The sequence below is a fragment of the Streptomyces sp. NPDC060232 genome (genome assembly GCF_042726555.1).
Classification (GTDB): Bacteria; Actinomycetota; Actinomycetes; order Streptomycetales; family Streptomycetaceae; genus Streptomyces.
Window position 1 is genome coordinate 267,626 of the sequence record NZ_JBHXAG010000005.1, and the last position, 16,603, is coordinate 284,228.

The 16,603-nt window shown below is 73.2% G+C and carries 13 protein-coding genes and 1 tRNA gene; 11 read left to right on the forward strand and 3 right to left on the reverse strand.

Annotated elements, in window-relative coordinates; translation table 11 throughout:
• Positions 1-11 precede the first annotated feature (11 nt).
• From ACFWFZ_RS11015 to ACFWFZ_RS11035, 5 genes are all read left to right on the forward strand, one after another.
• Positions 12-581, forward strand: coding sequence for a molybdenum cofactor biosynthesis protein B (locus tag ACFWFZ_RS11015; RefSeq protein ID WP_387119979.1), 570 nt, complete (start codon positions 12-14; stop codon positions 579-581).
• A gap of 17 nt (positions 582-598) precedes the next feature.
• Positions 599-1,207, forward strand: a complete 609-nt coding sequence (locus ACFWFZ_RS11020; protein ID WP_387119822.1) for a GNAT family N-acetyltransferase — start codon at positions 599-601, stop codon at positions 1,205-1,207.
• A gap of 189 nt (positions 1,208-1,396) precedes the next feature.
• Entirely contained in the window at positions 1,397-2,446 is a 1,050-nt protein-coding gene (locus tag ACFWFZ_RS11025; protein ID WP_387119825.1) for a hypothetical protein, read from the forward strand.
• Between the two features lie 78 nt (positions 2,447-2,524).
• Positions 2,525-2,598 (forward strand) — tRNA-Ala (locus ACFWFZ_RS11030).
• Positions 2,599-2,706: 108 nt separating this feature from the next.
• Positions 2,707-4,080 (forward strand): CoA transferase, encoded by a 1,374-nt coding sequence (locus tag ACFWFZ_RS11035; protein WP_387119828.1) that lies wholly within the window; start codon positions 2,707-2,709, stop codon positions 4,078-4,080.
• A 185-nt stretch (positions 4,081-4,265) separates the two neighbouring features.
• Here ACFWFZ_RS11035 and ACFWFZ_RS11040 read toward each other — a convergent pair whose 3' ends face one another.
• Complete coding sequence (locus ACFWFZ_RS11040; protein ID WP_387119831.1) at positions 4,266-4,817, reverse strand: GNAT family N-acetyltransferase; 552 nt, start codon at positions 4,815-4,817, stop codon at positions 4,266-4,268.
• A gap of 38 nt (positions 4,818-4,855) precedes the next feature.
• On the opposite strand from ACFWFZ_RS11040, the gene ACFWFZ_RS11045 reads away from it, so the two are divergent.
• Positions 4,856-5,659: an exodeoxyribonuclease III gene (locus ACFWFZ_RS11045; RefSeq protein WP_387119835.1), complete on the forward strand. Its 804-nt coding sequence runs from the start codon at positions 4,856-4,858 to the stop codon at positions 5,657-5,659.
• On the opposite strand, the gene ACFWFZ_RS11050 is transcribed toward ACFWFZ_RS11045, so the two are convergent.
• Entirely contained in the window at positions 5,641-6,318 is a 678-nt protein-coding gene (locus ACFWFZ_RS11050) for a MerR family transcriptional regulator (protein ID WP_387119982.1), read from the reverse strand. The two genes, ACFWFZ_RS11045 and ACFWFZ_RS11050, sit on opposite strands and share 19 nt — an antisense overlap.
• Positions 6,319-6,700: 382 nt before the next feature.
• On the opposite strand from ACFWFZ_RS11050, the gene ACFWFZ_RS11055 reads away from it, so the two are divergent.
• Genes ACFWFZ_RS11055 through ACFWFZ_RS11065 form a run of 3 tightly spaced genes read left to right on the forward strand, consistent with a single transcriptional unit; the run spans position 6,701 to position 10,151 of the window.
• Positions 6,701-8,347 (forward strand): flavin-containing monooxygenase, encoded by a 1,647-nt coding sequence (locus ACFWFZ_RS11055; protein ID WP_387119837.1) that lies wholly within the window; start codon positions 6,701-6,703, stop codon positions 8,345-8,347.
• Complete coding sequence (locus ACFWFZ_RS11060; protein WP_387119840.1) at positions 8,344-9,270, forward strand: alpha/beta fold hydrolase; 927 nt, start codon at positions 8,344-8,346, stop codon at positions 9,268-9,270. The genes ACFWFZ_RS11055 and ACFWFZ_RS11060 overlap by 4 nt, the downstream gene beginning before the upstream one ends.
• A complete protein-coding gene (locus ACFWFZ_RS11065) occupies positions 9,267-10,151 on the forward strand; it encodes an SDR family oxidoreductase (protein WP_387119843.1) in 885 nt (294 codons plus the stop codon). Before ACFWFZ_RS11060 ends, ACFWFZ_RS11065 begins: the two co-directional genes overlap by 4 nt.
• 78 nt (positions 10,152-10,229) lie before the next feature.
• On the opposite strand, the gene ACFWFZ_RS11070 is transcribed toward ACFWFZ_RS11065, so the two are convergent.
• Positions 10,230-13,499: a S41 family peptidase gene (locus tag ACFWFZ_RS11070; protein ID WP_387119846.1), complete on the reverse strand. Its 3,270-nt coding sequence runs from the start codon at positions 13,497-13,499 to the stop codon at positions 10,230-10,232.
• A gap of 151 nt (positions 13,500-13,650) precedes the next feature.
• On the opposite strand from ACFWFZ_RS11070, the gene ACFWFZ_RS11075 reads away from it, so the two are divergent.
• On the forward strand, positions 13,651-14,241 hold the full coding sequence (locus ACFWFZ_RS11075) for a TetR/AcrR family transcriptional regulator (protein WP_030827458.1): 591 nt from the start codon (positions 13,651-13,653) through the stop codon (positions 14,239-14,241).
• 154 nt (positions 14,242-14,395) lie between these two features.
• Positions 14,396-16,597, forward strand: coding sequence for an MMPL family transporter (locus tag ACFWFZ_RS11080; protein WP_387119850.1), 2,202 nt, complete (start codon positions 14,396-14,398; stop codon positions 16,595-16,597).
• The last annotated feature ends 6 nt before the right edge of the window (positions 16,598-16,603 follow it).

Below are 16,603 nucleotides of genomic sequence, written 5' to 3' on the forward strand. Positions count from 1 at the left end.
GCCACCACGCGGTGGCGGCGCCGGATGCCGGCTCGGCCCCGGCCCCGGTCGGCGCCGGGTCCGGGGCCGCGGAGTCCTTCGGGAGGGCGCTCGTCGTCACGGCGTCCAACCGGGCCTCACAGGGCGTGTACGCCGACAAGGGCGGCCCCCTGCTGGCCGAGGCCCTGGAGAAGCTCGGCTTCACGGTGGACGGCCCGCGGGTGGTCCCGGACGGCGATCCCGTCGAGCGGGCACTGCGCGAGGGCGTGGCCGCCGCGTACGACGTCATCCTGACCACCGGCGGCACCGGGATCTCGCCGACCGACCGCACCCCGGACGCCACCGCCCGGGTGCTGGACTACGAGATCCCGGGAATCCCGCAGGCGATCCGCGCCGAGGGCCTGGCGAAGGTGCCGACCGCGGCCCTGTCCCGGGGCCTGGCGGGCGTCGCCGGGCGCACCCTCATCGTCAACCTCCCCGGCTCCACGGGCGGGGTGCGCGACGGCCTCGCGGTCCTGTCCCGCATCCTCCCGCACGCGGTGGACCAGATCCGCGGCGGAGACCACCCCAGACCGGCGGGATCCTCCGGGAGCGCGAGCTGAACGGCCCCACCTGGCCCGTGGTCCTGACCGACGGCGATGTCACGCTCCGGCCGATAAAACTGCGCGACCAGAAGGACTGGCGCGAGGTCAACCAGCGCAACCGCGACTGGCTCCGGCCGTGGGAGGCCACGATTCCGCCGCCCGCGCCGTGGGGGCCGGTGATCCAGCGGCCCACGTACCGCCAGATGGTCCGTCACCTGAGGGCGGAGGCGAACGCGGGCCGGATGCTGCCCTTCGTCATCGAGTACCAGGGGCGTCTGGTGGGCCAGCTGACGGTCGCCGGGATCACCTGGGGCTCGATGTGCGCGGCGCACATCGGCTACTGGGTGGACCGCGACGTGGCGGGCCGCGGCGTGATGCCCACGGCGGTCGCGATGGCGGTCGACCACTGCTTCCGCAAGGTCGGCCTGCACCGGATCGAGGTGTGCATCCGCCCCGAGAACGGGCCGAGCCGGCGGGTCGTGGAGAAGCTGGGCCTGCGCGAGGAGGGGCTGCGTCCGCGCTACCTCCACATCGACGGCGCCTGGCGCGACCACCTCGTGTACGCGATCACCGCGGAGGAGGTGCCGGAGGGGCTGCTGCGCCGCTGGCACCGGTCGCGCCACACGCCGTCGCCGCCGAAATAGGGATGCCCGCCGTTCGCTCCGGCCGGAGCGATAAACGAATATCTGTTCGAATTAATGGCCCGAGGTAACCGATTCGCCCATAACCTGATCCGAAGAATCACAAAAAAAGTCCGTGATATCAGCGAGATCGCGCGACACACCGGCCCAATTGGCCGATCCCCTCGCCCGCGCCCCTCTACGGTGTGAGGTGTGAGCAGCAGCGGCCTCATCTACGCAGTCATTGTCGGGGCCTGGGCCGCCTACTTGGTGCCCATGTGGCTCCGGAGGCAGGACGAGCTGAACGAAGCCCGTCCGACGGAACGCTTCTCCACTGCCATTCGGCTGCTTTCCGGCCGGGCGGGAATGGAGCGCCGTTACGCCAAGGGGCTGCGTGAGCGCGGTGACGAGGAGGCGGAGCCCCAGCCCCACGCGGACCCGGACGCCGCGACGGAAACGGTGAATTCCGTCGACGCCGACGCCCGGGCCTTCGGCGTGTCCCCGACCAGGGCGGAGCCGCGAGCGGCGGCCGCCGAGCGGGAGCACCGGGCGGAACGGGCCCGGCGGGAACAGCGCCTCCAGGTCCTCGCGCGCCGCCGGCGCACCACCGCACTCCTCTTCCTCGTCTTCACCGCCGGCGCCGTCGTCGCCGCGGTGGGCGGCCTGCGCTACCTGTGGGCCCCCGCCGTGCCCGCCCTCCTGCTGAGCACGTACATCGCCCACCTGCGAGTCCAGGAGCGGCGGCGCTACGAGTTCACCATGGACCGGCGGCGCGCGGAGGCGGCCGCGCGGCAGCTGCGGGAGGACCGCCCGCGCCGCCGCCACCCCGAGGGCGGCGCGGACGCGGCCGGCGAACCGGACCCTGCTCCACCGGTCTCCCCGCAGGAGGCCGGACGGCGCGCACTGGTCGAGCAGACCGACCACGCCGAGTGGGTGGACCAGCAGCGCGAGCGCGAACGCGGCCCCGTCCGCGGTGACAGCTGGGAGCCGGTCCCGGTCCCGCTGCCGACGTACGTGACGGCCCCGGTCGCCCCCCGCGCCACGGGCCCCGTGACCCCGGACGCCTGGAGCGCGACCCGCTCCAGCACCGCCGAGCCGACGGAGCCCCGGCTGCGCGCACAGCCGGCGGTCCCCGCCCCGGCCACCGGCGAAGACGACCCGCAGGACCGGAGCGCCCCGCGCCCCCGCGGCCAGGGCCGCGGCCGCACCCCGCTGTTCGACCAGTACGAGAGCGAGGACCGCCCGCGGGCGGCGAACGAGTGATCGGTGACCTGCGCGGACCCTCCCGGAAACGCGTTTTGGAGCACCGGCGCAGGGGTGCTAATGTTTCACACGTCGCAAGGGCCTGTGGCGCAGTCTGGTAGCGCACCTCGTTCGCATCGAGGGGGTCTGGGGTTCAAATCCCCACAGGTCCACAGACGACAGTTCACGAGTAGCTCTCGTGAACGTCACGAGATCCCGTTCAGCCAAAAGGCTGGGCGGGATCTCTGCGTTTCCGGGGGCGGTTGGGCGAGGATGCGTTCATGACGATCGGTGGGGAAAAAGACTTCGGGACGGCCCAGGCCTGGGAGGCGCTCGGCGGCGCACCGGGGCTCGTCGAACGGGTCCGGTACGTCGGGAGCGGGAACCTCGGGGAAGGGCCGCTCCCGGTACGGGAGTTGGCGCGTGCGGCCGTCGCGGTCTGCGGACTGGCGGCGGGGGAGCTCGGCGCGGTGCGGGCCGGGGGCGCGACACGGGACACCTCACCCCTCGTGGTGGACGAGGGGGCGGTCGCCACGGCCTTCGTCAGCGAACGCCATCTGCGGGTGGGCGGTCGGCCCACGGTGTCGTTCGCCCCGCTGTCCGGCTTCTGGCGGGCCGCCGACGGCTGGGTCCGCACGCACGCCAACTACCCGCACCACGAAGCCGCGCTCGTACGGGCGCTGCGGCTGCCGTCCCCGACACCGGAGGCGCTGCGCGCCGCGGTCGCCGGGCGGACGGCCGTCGAGGTGCAGGAACTCGTGTACGGGGCGGGCGGTCTCGCCGTCGCCGTGGCAGAGCGGTACGGGGATCCACAGCCGCTGGTGCAGACCGTACGCACGACGGGGGACCGGGGGCGGGGACGGGCGCTCGGCGAGGCTCCGCCGGGGCGGCCCGTCGCGGGGGTGCGGGTGCTGGACCTGACGCGGGTCATCGCCGGGCCCGTCGCCACGCGCACGCTGGGGCTGCTGGGCGCGGACGTGCTGCGGATCGACCCGCCGGACCTGCCGGAGTCGGACGACGCGCACGCGGACACCGGCTTCGGGAAGCGGTCGGCGCTGCTGGACCTGGGTGGGCACGAGTCGGCGCGGGCCGGCGACCGGGCGGTTTTCGAGGGGCTGCTGGCCGAGGCCGACGTGGTGGTGACCGGGTACCGGCCGGGGGCGCTGGAACGCCACGGGCTCGGGGCCCGGGAGCTGTTGGAGCGCCGGCCGGGGCTGGTGGTGGCCGAACTGTGCGCGTGGGGGTGGCGGGCGCCGCAGCCGTGGGCGGGGCGGCGGGGGTTCGACTCGCTGGTACAGGCGGGCTACGGGATCGCCGCCGCGTGCGCGGGGCCCGACGGGGCGCCGGGAGTGCTGCCCGCGCAGGCGCTGGACCACGGGACGGGTTACCTGGTGGCGGCCGGCGTGATGCGGGCGCTGGCCGAGGGCGGCGGGCGGGGCCTGCGGTTCTCCCTGGCCGGGACGGGGTCGTGGCTGGTGCGGGGGCTGGCGCCGGCCGGCGGGGGCGGCGGGGCCGCCGAGTACTCGGCGGAGCCGTGGCTGCGGGAGACCGGGTCGGGGTACGGGGAGCTGCGGCATGCCATGAGCCCGTTCGGGGAGTGGGCCGGGGGGCCGTCGCGGTGGGGGACGGACCCGGCCGTCTGGCTCCCGCGCTAGGGTCTGTATCGAGTTGCCCCGGGCGTCGCGACGCCCGGGGCAACTCGATACAGACCCTAGGGCGGGAGCGGCGCCGTTGCCCGGGGCGCCGCCCCCGGGGCGCCGCGCCTCACACGCCTGCGAACTGAAGACCGGGGCTCCGCCCCCGGCCCCCCGCCTCACACGCCGCCGGGGTTGAAGGCGCCTCACACGCCCGCGGGGCTGGAGGGGGTGGCGGGGTGGGAGGGGAGCGCCGGGGCCTCGGAGGGCTGGAGGGGCTTGGCCATGCAGCGGCTGGAGTCGTAGAAGCGGTAGAAGCCGAACTTCGGCGACGGGGCGTAGCCCGCGGAGAGGTAGAGGGCTATCGCCTCCGGCTGCCGGTCGCCCGTTTCGAGGACCATCCGCAGGCGGCCCGCCGCGCGGGCGTCCTCCTCCAGCGTCGCCAGGATGCGGCGGGCCAGGCCCAGGCCGCGGGCCTCCGGGACGACGTACATCCGCTTGAGCTCGGCGTCGCCGTCCGAGTAGCCCTCGTCGTTGCGCTCCTGGCTGCGCCAGCCGCCGGTCGCCACCGGGGCGCCCGAGGTGTCGTACGCCACGATGTACAGGCCCCGCGGCGGGGCGAACATCGCCGGATCCAGATAGGTGGCGTCGCCCTCGCCCTGGTAGCGCACCTGGTATTCGAGCTGGACCTGGTCGTTGAGCTTGACCGCGTCCGGGTGGTCGTACGGCACGGTGCGGAGGTCGATCCCATGAGACATCCGAACATCGTACGGAACCATCCCGCTATGGTGCTGGGATGCTCACTGTGACCTCCGTGAATGTGAATGGGATCCGGGCCGCCGCCAAGAAGGGCTTCGGGGCGTGGCTCGCGGGATCCGACGCCGATGTGGTCTGCCTGCAGGAGGTACGGGCCGAGGAGGGGCAGATCCCGGACGAGGTGCGCTCTCCCGAGGGCTGGCACACCGTGTTCGCTCCGGCCGCCGTGAAGGGGCGGGCCGGGGTCGCCCTGTACACGCGGCGCGCGCCCGAGCAGGTGCGGGTCGGGTTCGGCAGTGCGGAGTTCGACGCCTCCGGGCGGTACCTGGAGATCGACCTGCCCGGTGTGACCGTGGCCAGCCTCTACCTGCCCTCCGGTGAGGCGGGTACGGAGAAGCAGGACGAGAAGTACCGGTTCATGGGGGAGTTCCTGGCCTACCTCGCCGAGCTGAAGGTGCGGGCCGCCGCCGACGGCCGCGAGGTCGTCGTCTGCGGTGACTGGAACATCTGTCACCAGGAGGCCGACCTGAAGAACTGGAAGACCAACCGCAAGAACGCCGGCTTCCTCCCCGAGGAGCGCGAGTGGCTGGGGAAGGTCTACACGCAGGCCGGCTACGTCGACGTGGTGCGCGAGTTGCACCCCGGCACCGAGGGGCCGTACTCCTGGTGGTCCTACCGCGGCCGCGCCTTCGACAACGACGCCGGCTGGCGGATCGACCTGCAGGTGGCGACCCCGGGGCTGGCCGCGAAGGCCGTGAAGGCCTTCGTGGAGCGGGCCGAGACGCACCCCGAGCGCTGGTCCGACCACGCGCCCGTGACCGTCGTCTACGAGCTCGGGGTCTGACCCGGAGGCGCAGGAGCCGACAGGCGGTCCATGGCCATCGTCAGCTCCGCCTCGACCACGCTCTTGGCCAGCGGACGCAGCCGCGTGAGTGCGTCCGGCGAGATGTGGTCCGAGATCAGCTCGGTGAACAGCAGGGCCATCGCGTCCGCGTGCTCGCGGACGCGCCGCCCGGTCTCCAGGACCGCCGCCAGCGGCACCCCTTCGCGGACCAGCGCCGAGGAGACGTCCAGCAGGCGGCGGCTGACGTGGACGATCGTGTCGCCGTCGACGGCGAGGTACCCCAGGTCGAGTGAGGCGGCCAGGTTCTCCGGGGTGACCTCGCCCTCGAAGTAGTCGGCCAGCTCCTCAGGGGTGAGCCGCACCGGGGTCTCCTCCGACCCGCCGATGCCGATCAGCTCGCCCAGCTGGCCGACGTCGCGGCCCTTCTCGAAGGCGACGGTCAGCTCCGCGATTCCGCCGAGGGTGTGGCCGCGTTCCAGCAGGCCGGCGATGGTGCGCAGCCGTGCCAGGTGGTGGTCGTCGTACCAGGCGATGCGGCCCTCGCGGCGGGGCGGCGGGAGCAGTTTGCGCTCACGGTAGAAGCGCAGGGTGCGCACCGGTATGCCGGCCGCTTCGGCCAGCTCCTCGGTGCGGTACTCGCGTACCGGCTTCGCTTGCATCTCATCCTTCGCCACGGATGCAGCCTAGGGGGTGTCTTGTCGGTCGGGCCGGATCAGGGAGCGGGGGTCTGGTGCCATGGGGTGTCCCCAGGCCCGCAGGGCCTAGGGGAAGGATCGCAAGGCGGACGAGGGAGGCGACGCGGAGCGTCGTCGACCGAGGACAACGCGGCGAGGCGCGGTGCCAGGGCCCGCGAGCCCGGCCTGATCGGCAAGACACCCCCTGGGGCGTACCGGCAGTAACTTTCCGGGTCCGCCCCCTACCCATGAGTACGGCGCTGCTCTACCCTCCCGATTGTGCCAGTGATTGCTGGCAGTGTTTCGATGGTGTGGTGCGTTGCGGCGTTGCGTGGCTGGGACTGCGGATGAGGCGGAAGGCGGCGGCATGGGCGGCAAGGGCGGGCGCGAGGGGCGCGAGCACGTACGAGTGGCGGTGATCGGGTCCGGGTTCGGCGGGCTCGGGGCCGCCGTGCGGCTGCGGCGCGAGGGGATCACGGACTTCGTCGTACTGGAACGGGCCGACTCGGTCGGGGGAACCTGGCGGGACAACAGCTATCCGGGATGCGCCTGCGACGTCCCGTCACACCTGTACTCCTTCTCCTTCGCACCGAACCCGGACTGGCCGCGGACCTTCTCCGGGCAGCCCGCCATCCGGGCGTACCTGGAGCACGTCGCGGACACCTTCGGGCTGCGCCGGCACATCCGGCTCGACTCCGAGGTCCGGATGATGCGCTGGGACGCGGACGAGCTGCACTGGGAGATCGAGACCGCGCAGGGCGAGCTGACCGCCGACGTGGTGGTCTCGGCCACCGGGCCGCTGTCCGAGCCGAAGCTGCCGGAGGTTCCGGGACTCGCCGGGTTCCCCGGCAAGGTCTTCCACTCCGCGCGCTGGGACCACGACTACGACCTCGCCGGCAAGCGCGTCGCCATGATCGGTACGGGGGCCTCCGCGATCCAGATCGTGCCGGCCGTCGCCCCCGACGTGGAGCGCCTGACGCTCTTCCAGCGGACCCCGCCATGGGTGATGCCGCGCACCGACCGGGCGATCTCGGCGGTGGAGCGCTGGCTGCACCGGCAGCTGCCCTTCACCCGCGCCGCGCGCCGGGGGCTGCTGTGGGGCATCCGGGAACTCCAGGTCAGCGCCTTCACCAAGCGGCCGAACCAGCTCGGACTCGTCGAGGCGCTCGCGAAGGCCAACATGGCCCGGTCGATCAAGGACCCGGAGCTGCGCGCCAAGCTGACGCCCTCCTACCGGATCGGCTGCAAGCGGATCCTGCTCTCCAGCGAGTACTACCCGGCACTGGCACGGCCCAACGTGGACCTGGTCGCCTCCGGGCTGAAGGAGATCCGCGGCTCGGTCCTGGTCGCGGCCGACGGGACCGAGACCGAGGTCGACGCGATCGTCTTCGGTACGGGTTTCCACGTCACGGACATGCCGATCGCCGACCGGGTGGTGGGCGCGGAGGGCAGGACCCTCGCCGACCAGTGGAAGGACGGGATGCAGTCGCTGCGCGGGGCGACCGCGGCCGGCTTCCCCAACTGGATGACGATCATCGGCCCTAACACCGGGCTCGGGAACAGCTCGATGATCCTCATGATCGAGTCGCAGTTGAACTACATGGCCGACTACCTGCGGCAGTTGGGCGTGCTGGGCGGGAAGGTCGCGCTCGCCGCGCGCCCCTCCGCCGTGAACAAGTGGAACCGGCAGGTGCAGGCCCGGATGGAGCGGACGGTCTGGAACACCGGCGGCTGCACCAGCTGGTACCTGGACGCGAACGGCCGCAACACGACGGTCTGGCCGGGCACGACCGGCGAGTTCCGCCGGGAGACGCGCAGCGTCGATCTGGCGGAGTACGAGGTCGTACGCGCCCGGGACCGTGAGCGGACCGCGGCGGCGGCCCCGATCCCGGCCACCGCCCCCGCGGCGGCCCCCGGAACCACCGCCCCCGCCACCGAAGCCGCCGCCGACCCCGCGCCGCTGCCCACCGCCCCGTCCGCGCCGCTCGCCGCGCAGGCGGAGGGCGCCGCGTGAGCCGGCCGGCGCACGTCATCTCCGGCCCCTACGCCCCGCCCGCCGCTCGGCGCGAGCTCGTCGCCGTCTCCGCCGACGGGGCCCGCCTGCACGTAGAGGTGCACGGGGACGAGGGGGCCCCGCCCGTGGTGCTGTCCCACGGCTGGACCTGCTCCACCGCGTTCTGGGCCGCGCAGATACGGGCCCTGGCCGCCACCCACCGGGTCGTCGTCTACGACCAGCGCGGACACGGCCGCAGCCCCGCCGCGCGGGAGCACAGCACCACCGCGCTCGCCGACGACCTCGTGGCGGTGCTCGGCGCCACCCTCGCCCCCGGGGAGCGCGCGGTTCTCGCCGGGCACTCCATGGGCGGCATGACGATCATGGCGGCGGCGGCCCGGCCGGAGTTCACCGAGCACGCCGCGGCCGTGCTGCTGTGCAGCACCGGCAGTTCCCGGCTGGTCGAGCAGGCCACGGTGCTGCCGGGGCGCGCCGGGCGGGTGCGGACGCGTATCACCGGCGCGTTCCTCGGATCGCGCGCCCCGCTCGGGCCGGTCACGCCCGTCGCCCGTGCGGTCCTGAAGTACGCCACCATGGGCCCCGGTTCCGCGCCCGACAAGGTCGAGGCGTGCGCCGCAATCGTCCACGCCTGCCCCACCGGGGTGCGGCACGCCTGGTCCCGGGTGCTGGCCGGGCTGGACCTCGACGCCGACGTGGCGCGGCTGACCGTCCCCACCGCCGTGATCGGCGGCACCGCGGACCGGCTCACCCCGATCGCGCACGCCCGCGGGCTCGCCGCGGCGCTGCCGCACTGCGTGGGCCTCACCGAGCTCACCGGCGTGGGCCACATGATCCCGATCGAGGCTCCCGAGGCCGTCACCCGTGCCGTGTGCGAGCTGACCGCGCGCTATCTCGACACCACCGAGAAGGAGAAGACCCCGTGAGTGCTCGCAGGAGTCTGGAAGGCCAGGTCGCGGTCGTCACGGGGGCCGCCCGCGGGGTCGGCGAGCTGCTCGCCCGCAAGCTGTCCGCACGCGGCGCGCGGATCGCGCTCGTCGGCCTGGAGCCGGAGGCCCTCAAAGAGGTCTCCGCGCGCCTGCACACCGACAGCGGACACTGGTACGCCGACGTCACCGACCACGAGGCGATGGCGCGCGTGGCGCAGGAGGTCAAGGAGCGCTTCGGGAAGGCCGACATCGTCGTCGCCAACGCGGGCGTCGCCGCGGGCGGCCCGTTCGCGGACTCCGACCCCGACGCCTGGCGCCGGGTGATCGAGGTCAACCTGATCGGCGGGGCCGTCACCGCCCGGGCCTTCCTGCCCGTGCTGGCGGAGAGCCGCGGCTACTTCCTCCAGATCGCCTCGCTCGCCGCGGTCACCCCGGCGCCGATGATGACCGCCTACTGCGCCTCCAAGTCCGGCGTCGAGGCCTTCGCCCACTGCCTGCGCGCCGAGGTCGGCTACAAGGGCGTGGGGGTCGGTGTCGGCTACCTCTCGTGGACCGACACGGACATGGTGCGCGGCGCCGACCAGGACGAGGTCATGCGGGAGCTTCGGCAGCGGCTGCCGTGGCCGTCGAACCGCACGTACCCGCTGGGGCCGGCCGTCGACCGGATCGTCGCCGGCATCGAGCGGCGCTCCCCGCACGTGTACGCGCAGTGGTGGCTGCGGGGGATGCAGGGCGTGCGCGGCTATCTGCCCGGAATCATCGCGACGGTCGGGCAGCGCGAGATGAAGCGCTTCGAGCCCCGGCTGTCCGGTGTCTCCAGGGGGCTCGTCGGGGCGGGCGGCGCCGCCGACGAGCAGGAGCGCACCCGGAGCCGCTGATCGCCGGCACCTGACGCCCGGAGGGGGCGCGGCCGTCACGGACGGCCGCGCCCCCTCCGCTTCCGCCGCGTCAGCCGCTCACTCCCGCGGTGGCAGCTTCGGGCGACGGCGGTCCGGTACGTCCGTGTAGCCGGGCGGCATCGCGGCCGGGTCCTGTTCGAGCAGCTCCAGCGCCAGGTGCACGGCGTCGTCCATCCCGGCGTGCCGCCCCTCCGCCCAGTCGAGCGGGGTGCGCAGGACCTCAAAGTCCGGCTCCACGCCGTGGTTCTCCACCGACCAGCCGTACTCGGGGAACCAGGCGGCGTTCATCGGCACCGTGATCACCGTGCCGTCGCCGAGGGGGTGCCGGCCCGTCATGCCGACCACCCCGCCCCAGGTGCGCTGGCCCACCACCGGGCCCAGCCCCAGCAGTTTGAAGGCCGCGGTGATCATGTCCCCGTCCGAGGAGGTCGCCTCGTCGGCCAGTGCCACGATCGGGCCGCGGGGTGCGTTGGAGGCGTAACTGACGGGCTGGGCGTCGCGCGTGAGGTCCCAGCCGAGGATGGAGCGGGTGAGCTTCTCCACCACCAGCTCGCTGATGTGCCCGCCGGCGTTGCCGCGTACGTCCACGATCAGCGCGGGCCGGGACATCTCCATGCGCAGGTCGCGGTTGAACTGCGCCCAGCCCGAGCCGCCCATGTCGGGGATGTGGAGGTAGCCGCACCGGCCGCCGCTGAGCTCCCGGACCACCTGGCGCCGCTTGGAGACCCAGTCCTGGTAGCGCAGCGGCCGCTCGTCGACCAGCGGGACGACGGCGACCCGGCGGGGGCGGCCCGAGCCCTCCTCCGGCTGGAAGGTCAGCTCGACCGTGGTGCCGCCCGCTCCCGCCAGCAGCGGGTAGGGGCCGGCGACCGGGTCCACGGGCCGGCCGTCCACGTGGGTGAGCACCGCGCCCTTGCGGATGCCGGTTCCGGCCAGCGGGGAGCGGGCCTTGGAGTCGGAGGACTCGCCGGGCAGGATCTTGCCGACCACCCATGTCCCGTCCCGGGGGACCAGGTTGGCGCCGAGCAGGCCGATGGCCCGCTGGTAGTGCGGGGGGCCCTCGTTTCGGCGGGCGGGGGAGACGTAGGCGTGGGAGGTGCCGAGCTCGCCGAGGACCTCGCGCAGCAGGTCGGCGAACTCGTCGGGGGAGGCGACCCGTTCGACCAGGGGGCGGTACTGGCGCAGTACGCCGTCCCAGTCGATGCCGCACATGTTCGGCTCCCAGAAGTACGCGCGGATGATCCGCCCGGCCTCCTCGAAGGCCTGGCGCCACTCGGCCGCCGGGTCCACCTCGTGCAGGATGCGCCGCAGGTCCAGGTAGACCGTCGAGTCGCTGTCGCCCGACTCGGTGGCCGGGACGGCGCGCAGGTCCCCGTCGTCGTTGATCACGAGCCGGGTGCCGTCGCCGCTGACCGCGAACCAGTCCAGTCCCGAGGCCAGTTCGCTCTTGCGGGCCTTGGTCAGGTCGAAGTGCTCCAGCGTGGGCTTGCCGCTGACGTCGTTGGGGTTGGCGAAGGTCTCGCCGAGCGCGCCCGAGATCGGCCAGCGCAGCCAGACCAGTCCGCCGCCGTTGACCGGGTACAGGGCCGAGTACTTGGAGGCGCTCACCGGGAACGGGGTGACGCGGCTCTCCAGCCCCTCCACCTCCACGGTCACGGCGCCGCCTTCGCCCGAGCTCTCCGAGTCCCCCTCGGCCGGGTCCAGTCCGCCCGCCGCGGGGCGTCCCTCGGCGGAGAGCGCGAAGGGCGAGGGGGTCGCGGAGGACAGCGGCACCAGGTACGGGCGGCAGCCCAGCGGGAAGGACAGGTCGCCGGTGTGCACGTCGTAGACCGGGTCGAAGCCGCGCCAGGACAGGAAGGCCAGGTAGCGCCCGTCGCGGGTGAAGACCGGATTCTCGTCGGCGAAGCGGCCGTTGGTGACGTCGACGACGGTGCGCGCGCCGGGCCCGGAGATGCGGGCCATCTTGATCTGCCGCAGCGAGCGCCCGATGCCCGGGTGCGACCAGGTCAGCCAGGCCCCGTCGGGGGAGAAGGCCAGGTCGGTGACGGGGCCGTTGATGGACCGGATCAGCTCGGTGACCTCGCCGTCGGACTCCTCCGTCGCGTCGACGAGCAGCAGCCGCCCGTCGTTCGAGGCGACGGCGAGGCGCTCCCCGTCCGGGTCCGCGAGCAGCTCGGTCACGCGGCCCAGCTCGCCCGACGCCAGCCGGCGCGGCTGCCGCTCCCCGGAGGCCCGGGGCAGGTAGGCGATCTCGATCGCGTCCTCGCCCTCGGCGTCGGTGACGTAGGCGACCTGCCCACCGCTGCCGAGCATCTCCGGCAGCCGCACCCGCACGCCCGGGGTGTCGGCGATGGTGCGGGCCGGCCCGTCGCGGTGGGTCAGCCAGTACAGGCTGCCGCGCACCACGACGGCGCTGGCCCGCCCGGTGGCGTCCACGGAGAGCGAGTCGACGTGGCTGGCGGCCGGCACCTGGTAGGTGCGCCGGCCGGCGCGCGGGCCGCCGAGGCGGACCTGGAGCTTGCGCGGGGCGGCGTCGGGGGCCAGGGAGTCGACGAGCCAGAGGTCCCCGGCGCACTGGTAGACGACCCGGGAGCCGTCGCTGGAGGCGTGCCGCGCGTAGAACTCGTCGTGGTCGGTGTGGCGGCGCAGGTCGGTGCCGTCGGGCAGGCAGGAGTAGAGGTTGCCGATGCCCTCGTGGTCCGAGAGGAAGGCGATCCGGCCGCCCACGAACATCGCGGCGTCCAGGTGCCCTTCGAGGTCCTCCAGGAGCTGGCGCCCGTGGAGCCAGAGCCGGCCCATGGCGCCGCCCCGGTAGCGCTTCCAGGCCGCGGGCTCGTGCGGCGGTTTGCCGGTGAGCAGCAGGCTCCTGTGCTCGCCGTCGATGTCGGCGACCTGGATGTCGGACACGGGCCCCCAGGGCAGGCGGCCGCCGGGGCTGCCGTCGACGGGCAGTTTGTAGGCCCAGGAGAAGTAGGAGAACGGCTGTTCGTGCGAGGAGACCGCCAGGACGTTGCCGTCGGGGTCCCATCCGCAGACGCGGGTGTCGGTGGCGCCCCAGTAGGTCAGGCGGCGGGCGGGGCCGCCGTCGACGGGCGCCAGGTGGATCTCGGGGTCGAGGCTGCGCCAGGTGGTGAAGGCGATGTGGCGGCCGTCGGGGGAGAAGCGGGGGTGGCCGACCCGGGTCCGGTCGACGGTGACCCGCCAGGCGCGGCCGGGGGTCTGGCCGTCGGGGACCAGCGGGGCGACCCAGAGGTCGTCCTCCGTGGCGAAACACAGGAGGTCGTCGTGCAGGTGCGGGAATCGGAGGTACGCGACGTCGTGACTCACCCCCCAATGCTTTCCGCGTGAGGGGGGCGCGGCAACTCGTACTGGTGATCCAGGCCACCCCATCCAGCGAAACGGAACGGTTTCGTTTCGCTTGGGGGAGGGGTATCGTCTCAAGCGTACGGAACAGTTTCGTTCGGATGGAGGCACGGAGATGACCGAGGCGATGGCGGCCCGGCGCAGCCGGATCACCCCCGAACGGCAGGCCGAACTGCACGAGGCGGTCCTCGACCTCCTGCGTGACGTCGGCTACGAGGCGCTGACCATGGACGCGGTCGCCGCCCGTACGAAGTCCAGCAAGGCCACCCTCTACCGCCAGTGGGGGAGCAAGCCGGAGCTGGTGGCCAAAGCCCTGCGATGTACGCAGCCCGTCTCGCTGCGCGAGATCGACACGGGCAGCCTGCGCGGGGACTTCGCGCTCATGGTGGAGCACTCGGACGACGCGCAGATGGCCAAGGACACCGCGCTGATGCGGGGTCTGGCCCATGCCGTCCACGAGAGCCCGGAGCTCCACAAAGCACTGCGGGACCTGTTGGTCGACCCGGAGATCACCGGGCTGCAGGTGATGCTGCAGCGCGCGGTGGACCGGGGCGAGATCGCACCGGGGTGCCCGGCCCTGGACTTCGTACCGCACATGCTCATCGGGGCGTTCATCGCGCTCCCGCTGATCGAGGACCGGCCGGTGGACCGGGCGTTCCTCGGTGACTTCATCGACGCCGTGGTCTTCCCCGCCCTCGGCGTCTGAACCTCCCCGGTTCAGTCCCCGTCCCGTCCCGTCCCCAGTCCGCGGCAACGATGCCGCCCTGCTGCTCCTGACACGCCGCTCTCGTCGTCGGGCCGGCTCCCCACGCCCTGATCCCTCCGGATCCATCCCACGACCTGAACGGGAGAACCACGACGTGGCCACCTTCCTCTACCGACTCGGCCGGGGCGCCTTCAGGCGCCGCGGGCTCGTCGCCCTCCTCTGGGTGGCGCTGCTGTTCGCCGCCGGATTCGGCGCCGCCACCGCGGCCGCCCCGACCTCCGGATCGTTCTCCATACCCGGCACGGAGGCCCAGAGAGCCTTCGACCTGCTGGACAAGAAGTTCCCCGGCATGGCCGCCGACGGCGCCACCGCGCGCATCGTCGTCAAGGCCCCCGAGGGCGCGAAGGTCACCGACCCCGGTCCCAGGGCCGAGGTCGAGAAGATCGTGGGCGGGCTGAAGACCGGTCCGGGCGCGGAGCAGATCTCCTCCGTGGCCAACCCCTACGAGACGCAGGCGGTCAGCCAGGACGGCTCCACCACCTACATCAGTGCCAAGTACACCGTCAGCGGCATGGAGTTGAAGGACGCCACCCGCGACGCGCTCAAGGAGTCCGGCGACGACGCCAGGGCCGCGGGCCTGAACGTCCAGATCGGCGGTGACGCGCTGATGGCGGCCCCCGAGACCGGCTCCGGCGAGATCATCGGCATCCTCGTCGCCGCGATCGTCCTCGTGATCACCTTCGGCTCGCTGGTCGCGGCCGGCCTGCCGCTGCTGACGGCGATCATCGGCGTGGGCATCGGCGTCTCCTCCATCACCGCGCTCGCCAACGTGCTGGACCTCGGCAACACCACCGCCACCCTCGCCACGATGATCGGCCTCGCGGTCGGCATCGACTACGCCCTCTTCATCGTCTCCCGCTACCGCGCGGAGCTCGCCGAGGGCCGCGACCGCGACGAGGCCGCCGGCCGGGCCACCGGAACCGCCGGCTCCGCCGTCGTCTTCGCCGGCCTCACCGTGGTCATCGCCCTCGTGGGCCTGGCCGTCGTCAACATCCCGATGCTGACCAAGATGGGCGTCGCGGCCGCGGGCACCGTGGTCATCGCCGTGCTCGTCGCGCTCACCCTGGTCCCGGCCATCCTCGGCTTCGCCGGCAAGAAGGTCCTGCCGGCGGGCGAGAAGAGCAGGCTGTTCGGCAAGGGCAAGCCGGCCGGGGCCGAGAAGAAGGCCAACGGCGGCACCCGCTGGGCCCGCTTCGTCCTGCGCCGCCCCGTCATGGTGCTGCTGGCCGGTGTGATCGGCCTCGGCGTCGTCGCCGTCCCGGCGAGCAAGCTGGAGATGGGCCTGCCGGACGACGGCGCCCAGCCGGTCTCCACCACCCAGCGCCAGGCGTACGACCTGCTGTCCGAGGGCTTCGGCCCGGGCTTCAACGGCCCGCTGATGGTGGTCGTCGACGGCAACAAGGCCCTCGCCGACTCCACGGTCGCCCGGATCAAGGGCCTGAAGGGCGTCGCCGCGGTCACCCCGCCGACCCCCAACGAGGCCGGCGACGCCGCGGTGATCACCGTCATCCCGAAGGACCGGCCGTCCTCCACCCAGACCGAGGACCTGGTCCACGAGATCCGCGACGGCAGCGGCGACGACGTCCTCGTCACCGGCGCCACCGCGATGAACATCGACTTCTCGCAGAAGATGAACGACGCGCTGCTGCCCTACCTGGCACTCGTCGTCGGCCTCGCCTTCCTGCTGCTGATGCTCGTCTTCCGCTCGATCCTGGTCCCGCTCAAGGCGGCCCTCGGCTTCCTGCTCTCGGTCGTCGCCGCCCTCGGCGCGGTCGTCGCGGTCTTCCAGTGGGGCTGGCTCGGCTCGGTCTTCGGGGTGGAGCAGACCGGCCCGATCATGTCGATGATGCCGATCTTCATGGTCGGCGTGGTCTTCGGCCTGGCCATGGACTACGAGGTCTTCCTCGTCACCCGCATGCGCGAGGCGTACGTCCACGGCGAGCGCCCGGGCCAGGCGGTCGTGACCGGCTTCCAGTACAGCGCCCGGGTCGTCGTGGCCGCCGCCGTCATCATGATCGCCGTCTTCGCGGGCTTCCTGGGAGCCAGCGACCAGATGGTCAAGATGATCGGCTTCGGCCTGGCCGTCGCCGTCTTCTTCGACGCCTTCGTGGTCCGCATGGCCATCGTCCCGGCGGTGCTCGCGCTGCTCGGCCACAAGGCCTGGTGGCTGCCCACGTGGCTGGACCGGCTGCTGCCGAACGTGGACGTGGAGGGTGAGAGCCTGCGCAAGCACCTCGCCACCGGGTCCGCGCCGGGCGACGGACCGGACAAGGACCGCGAGCTGGTCAACGCCTGACCGCCC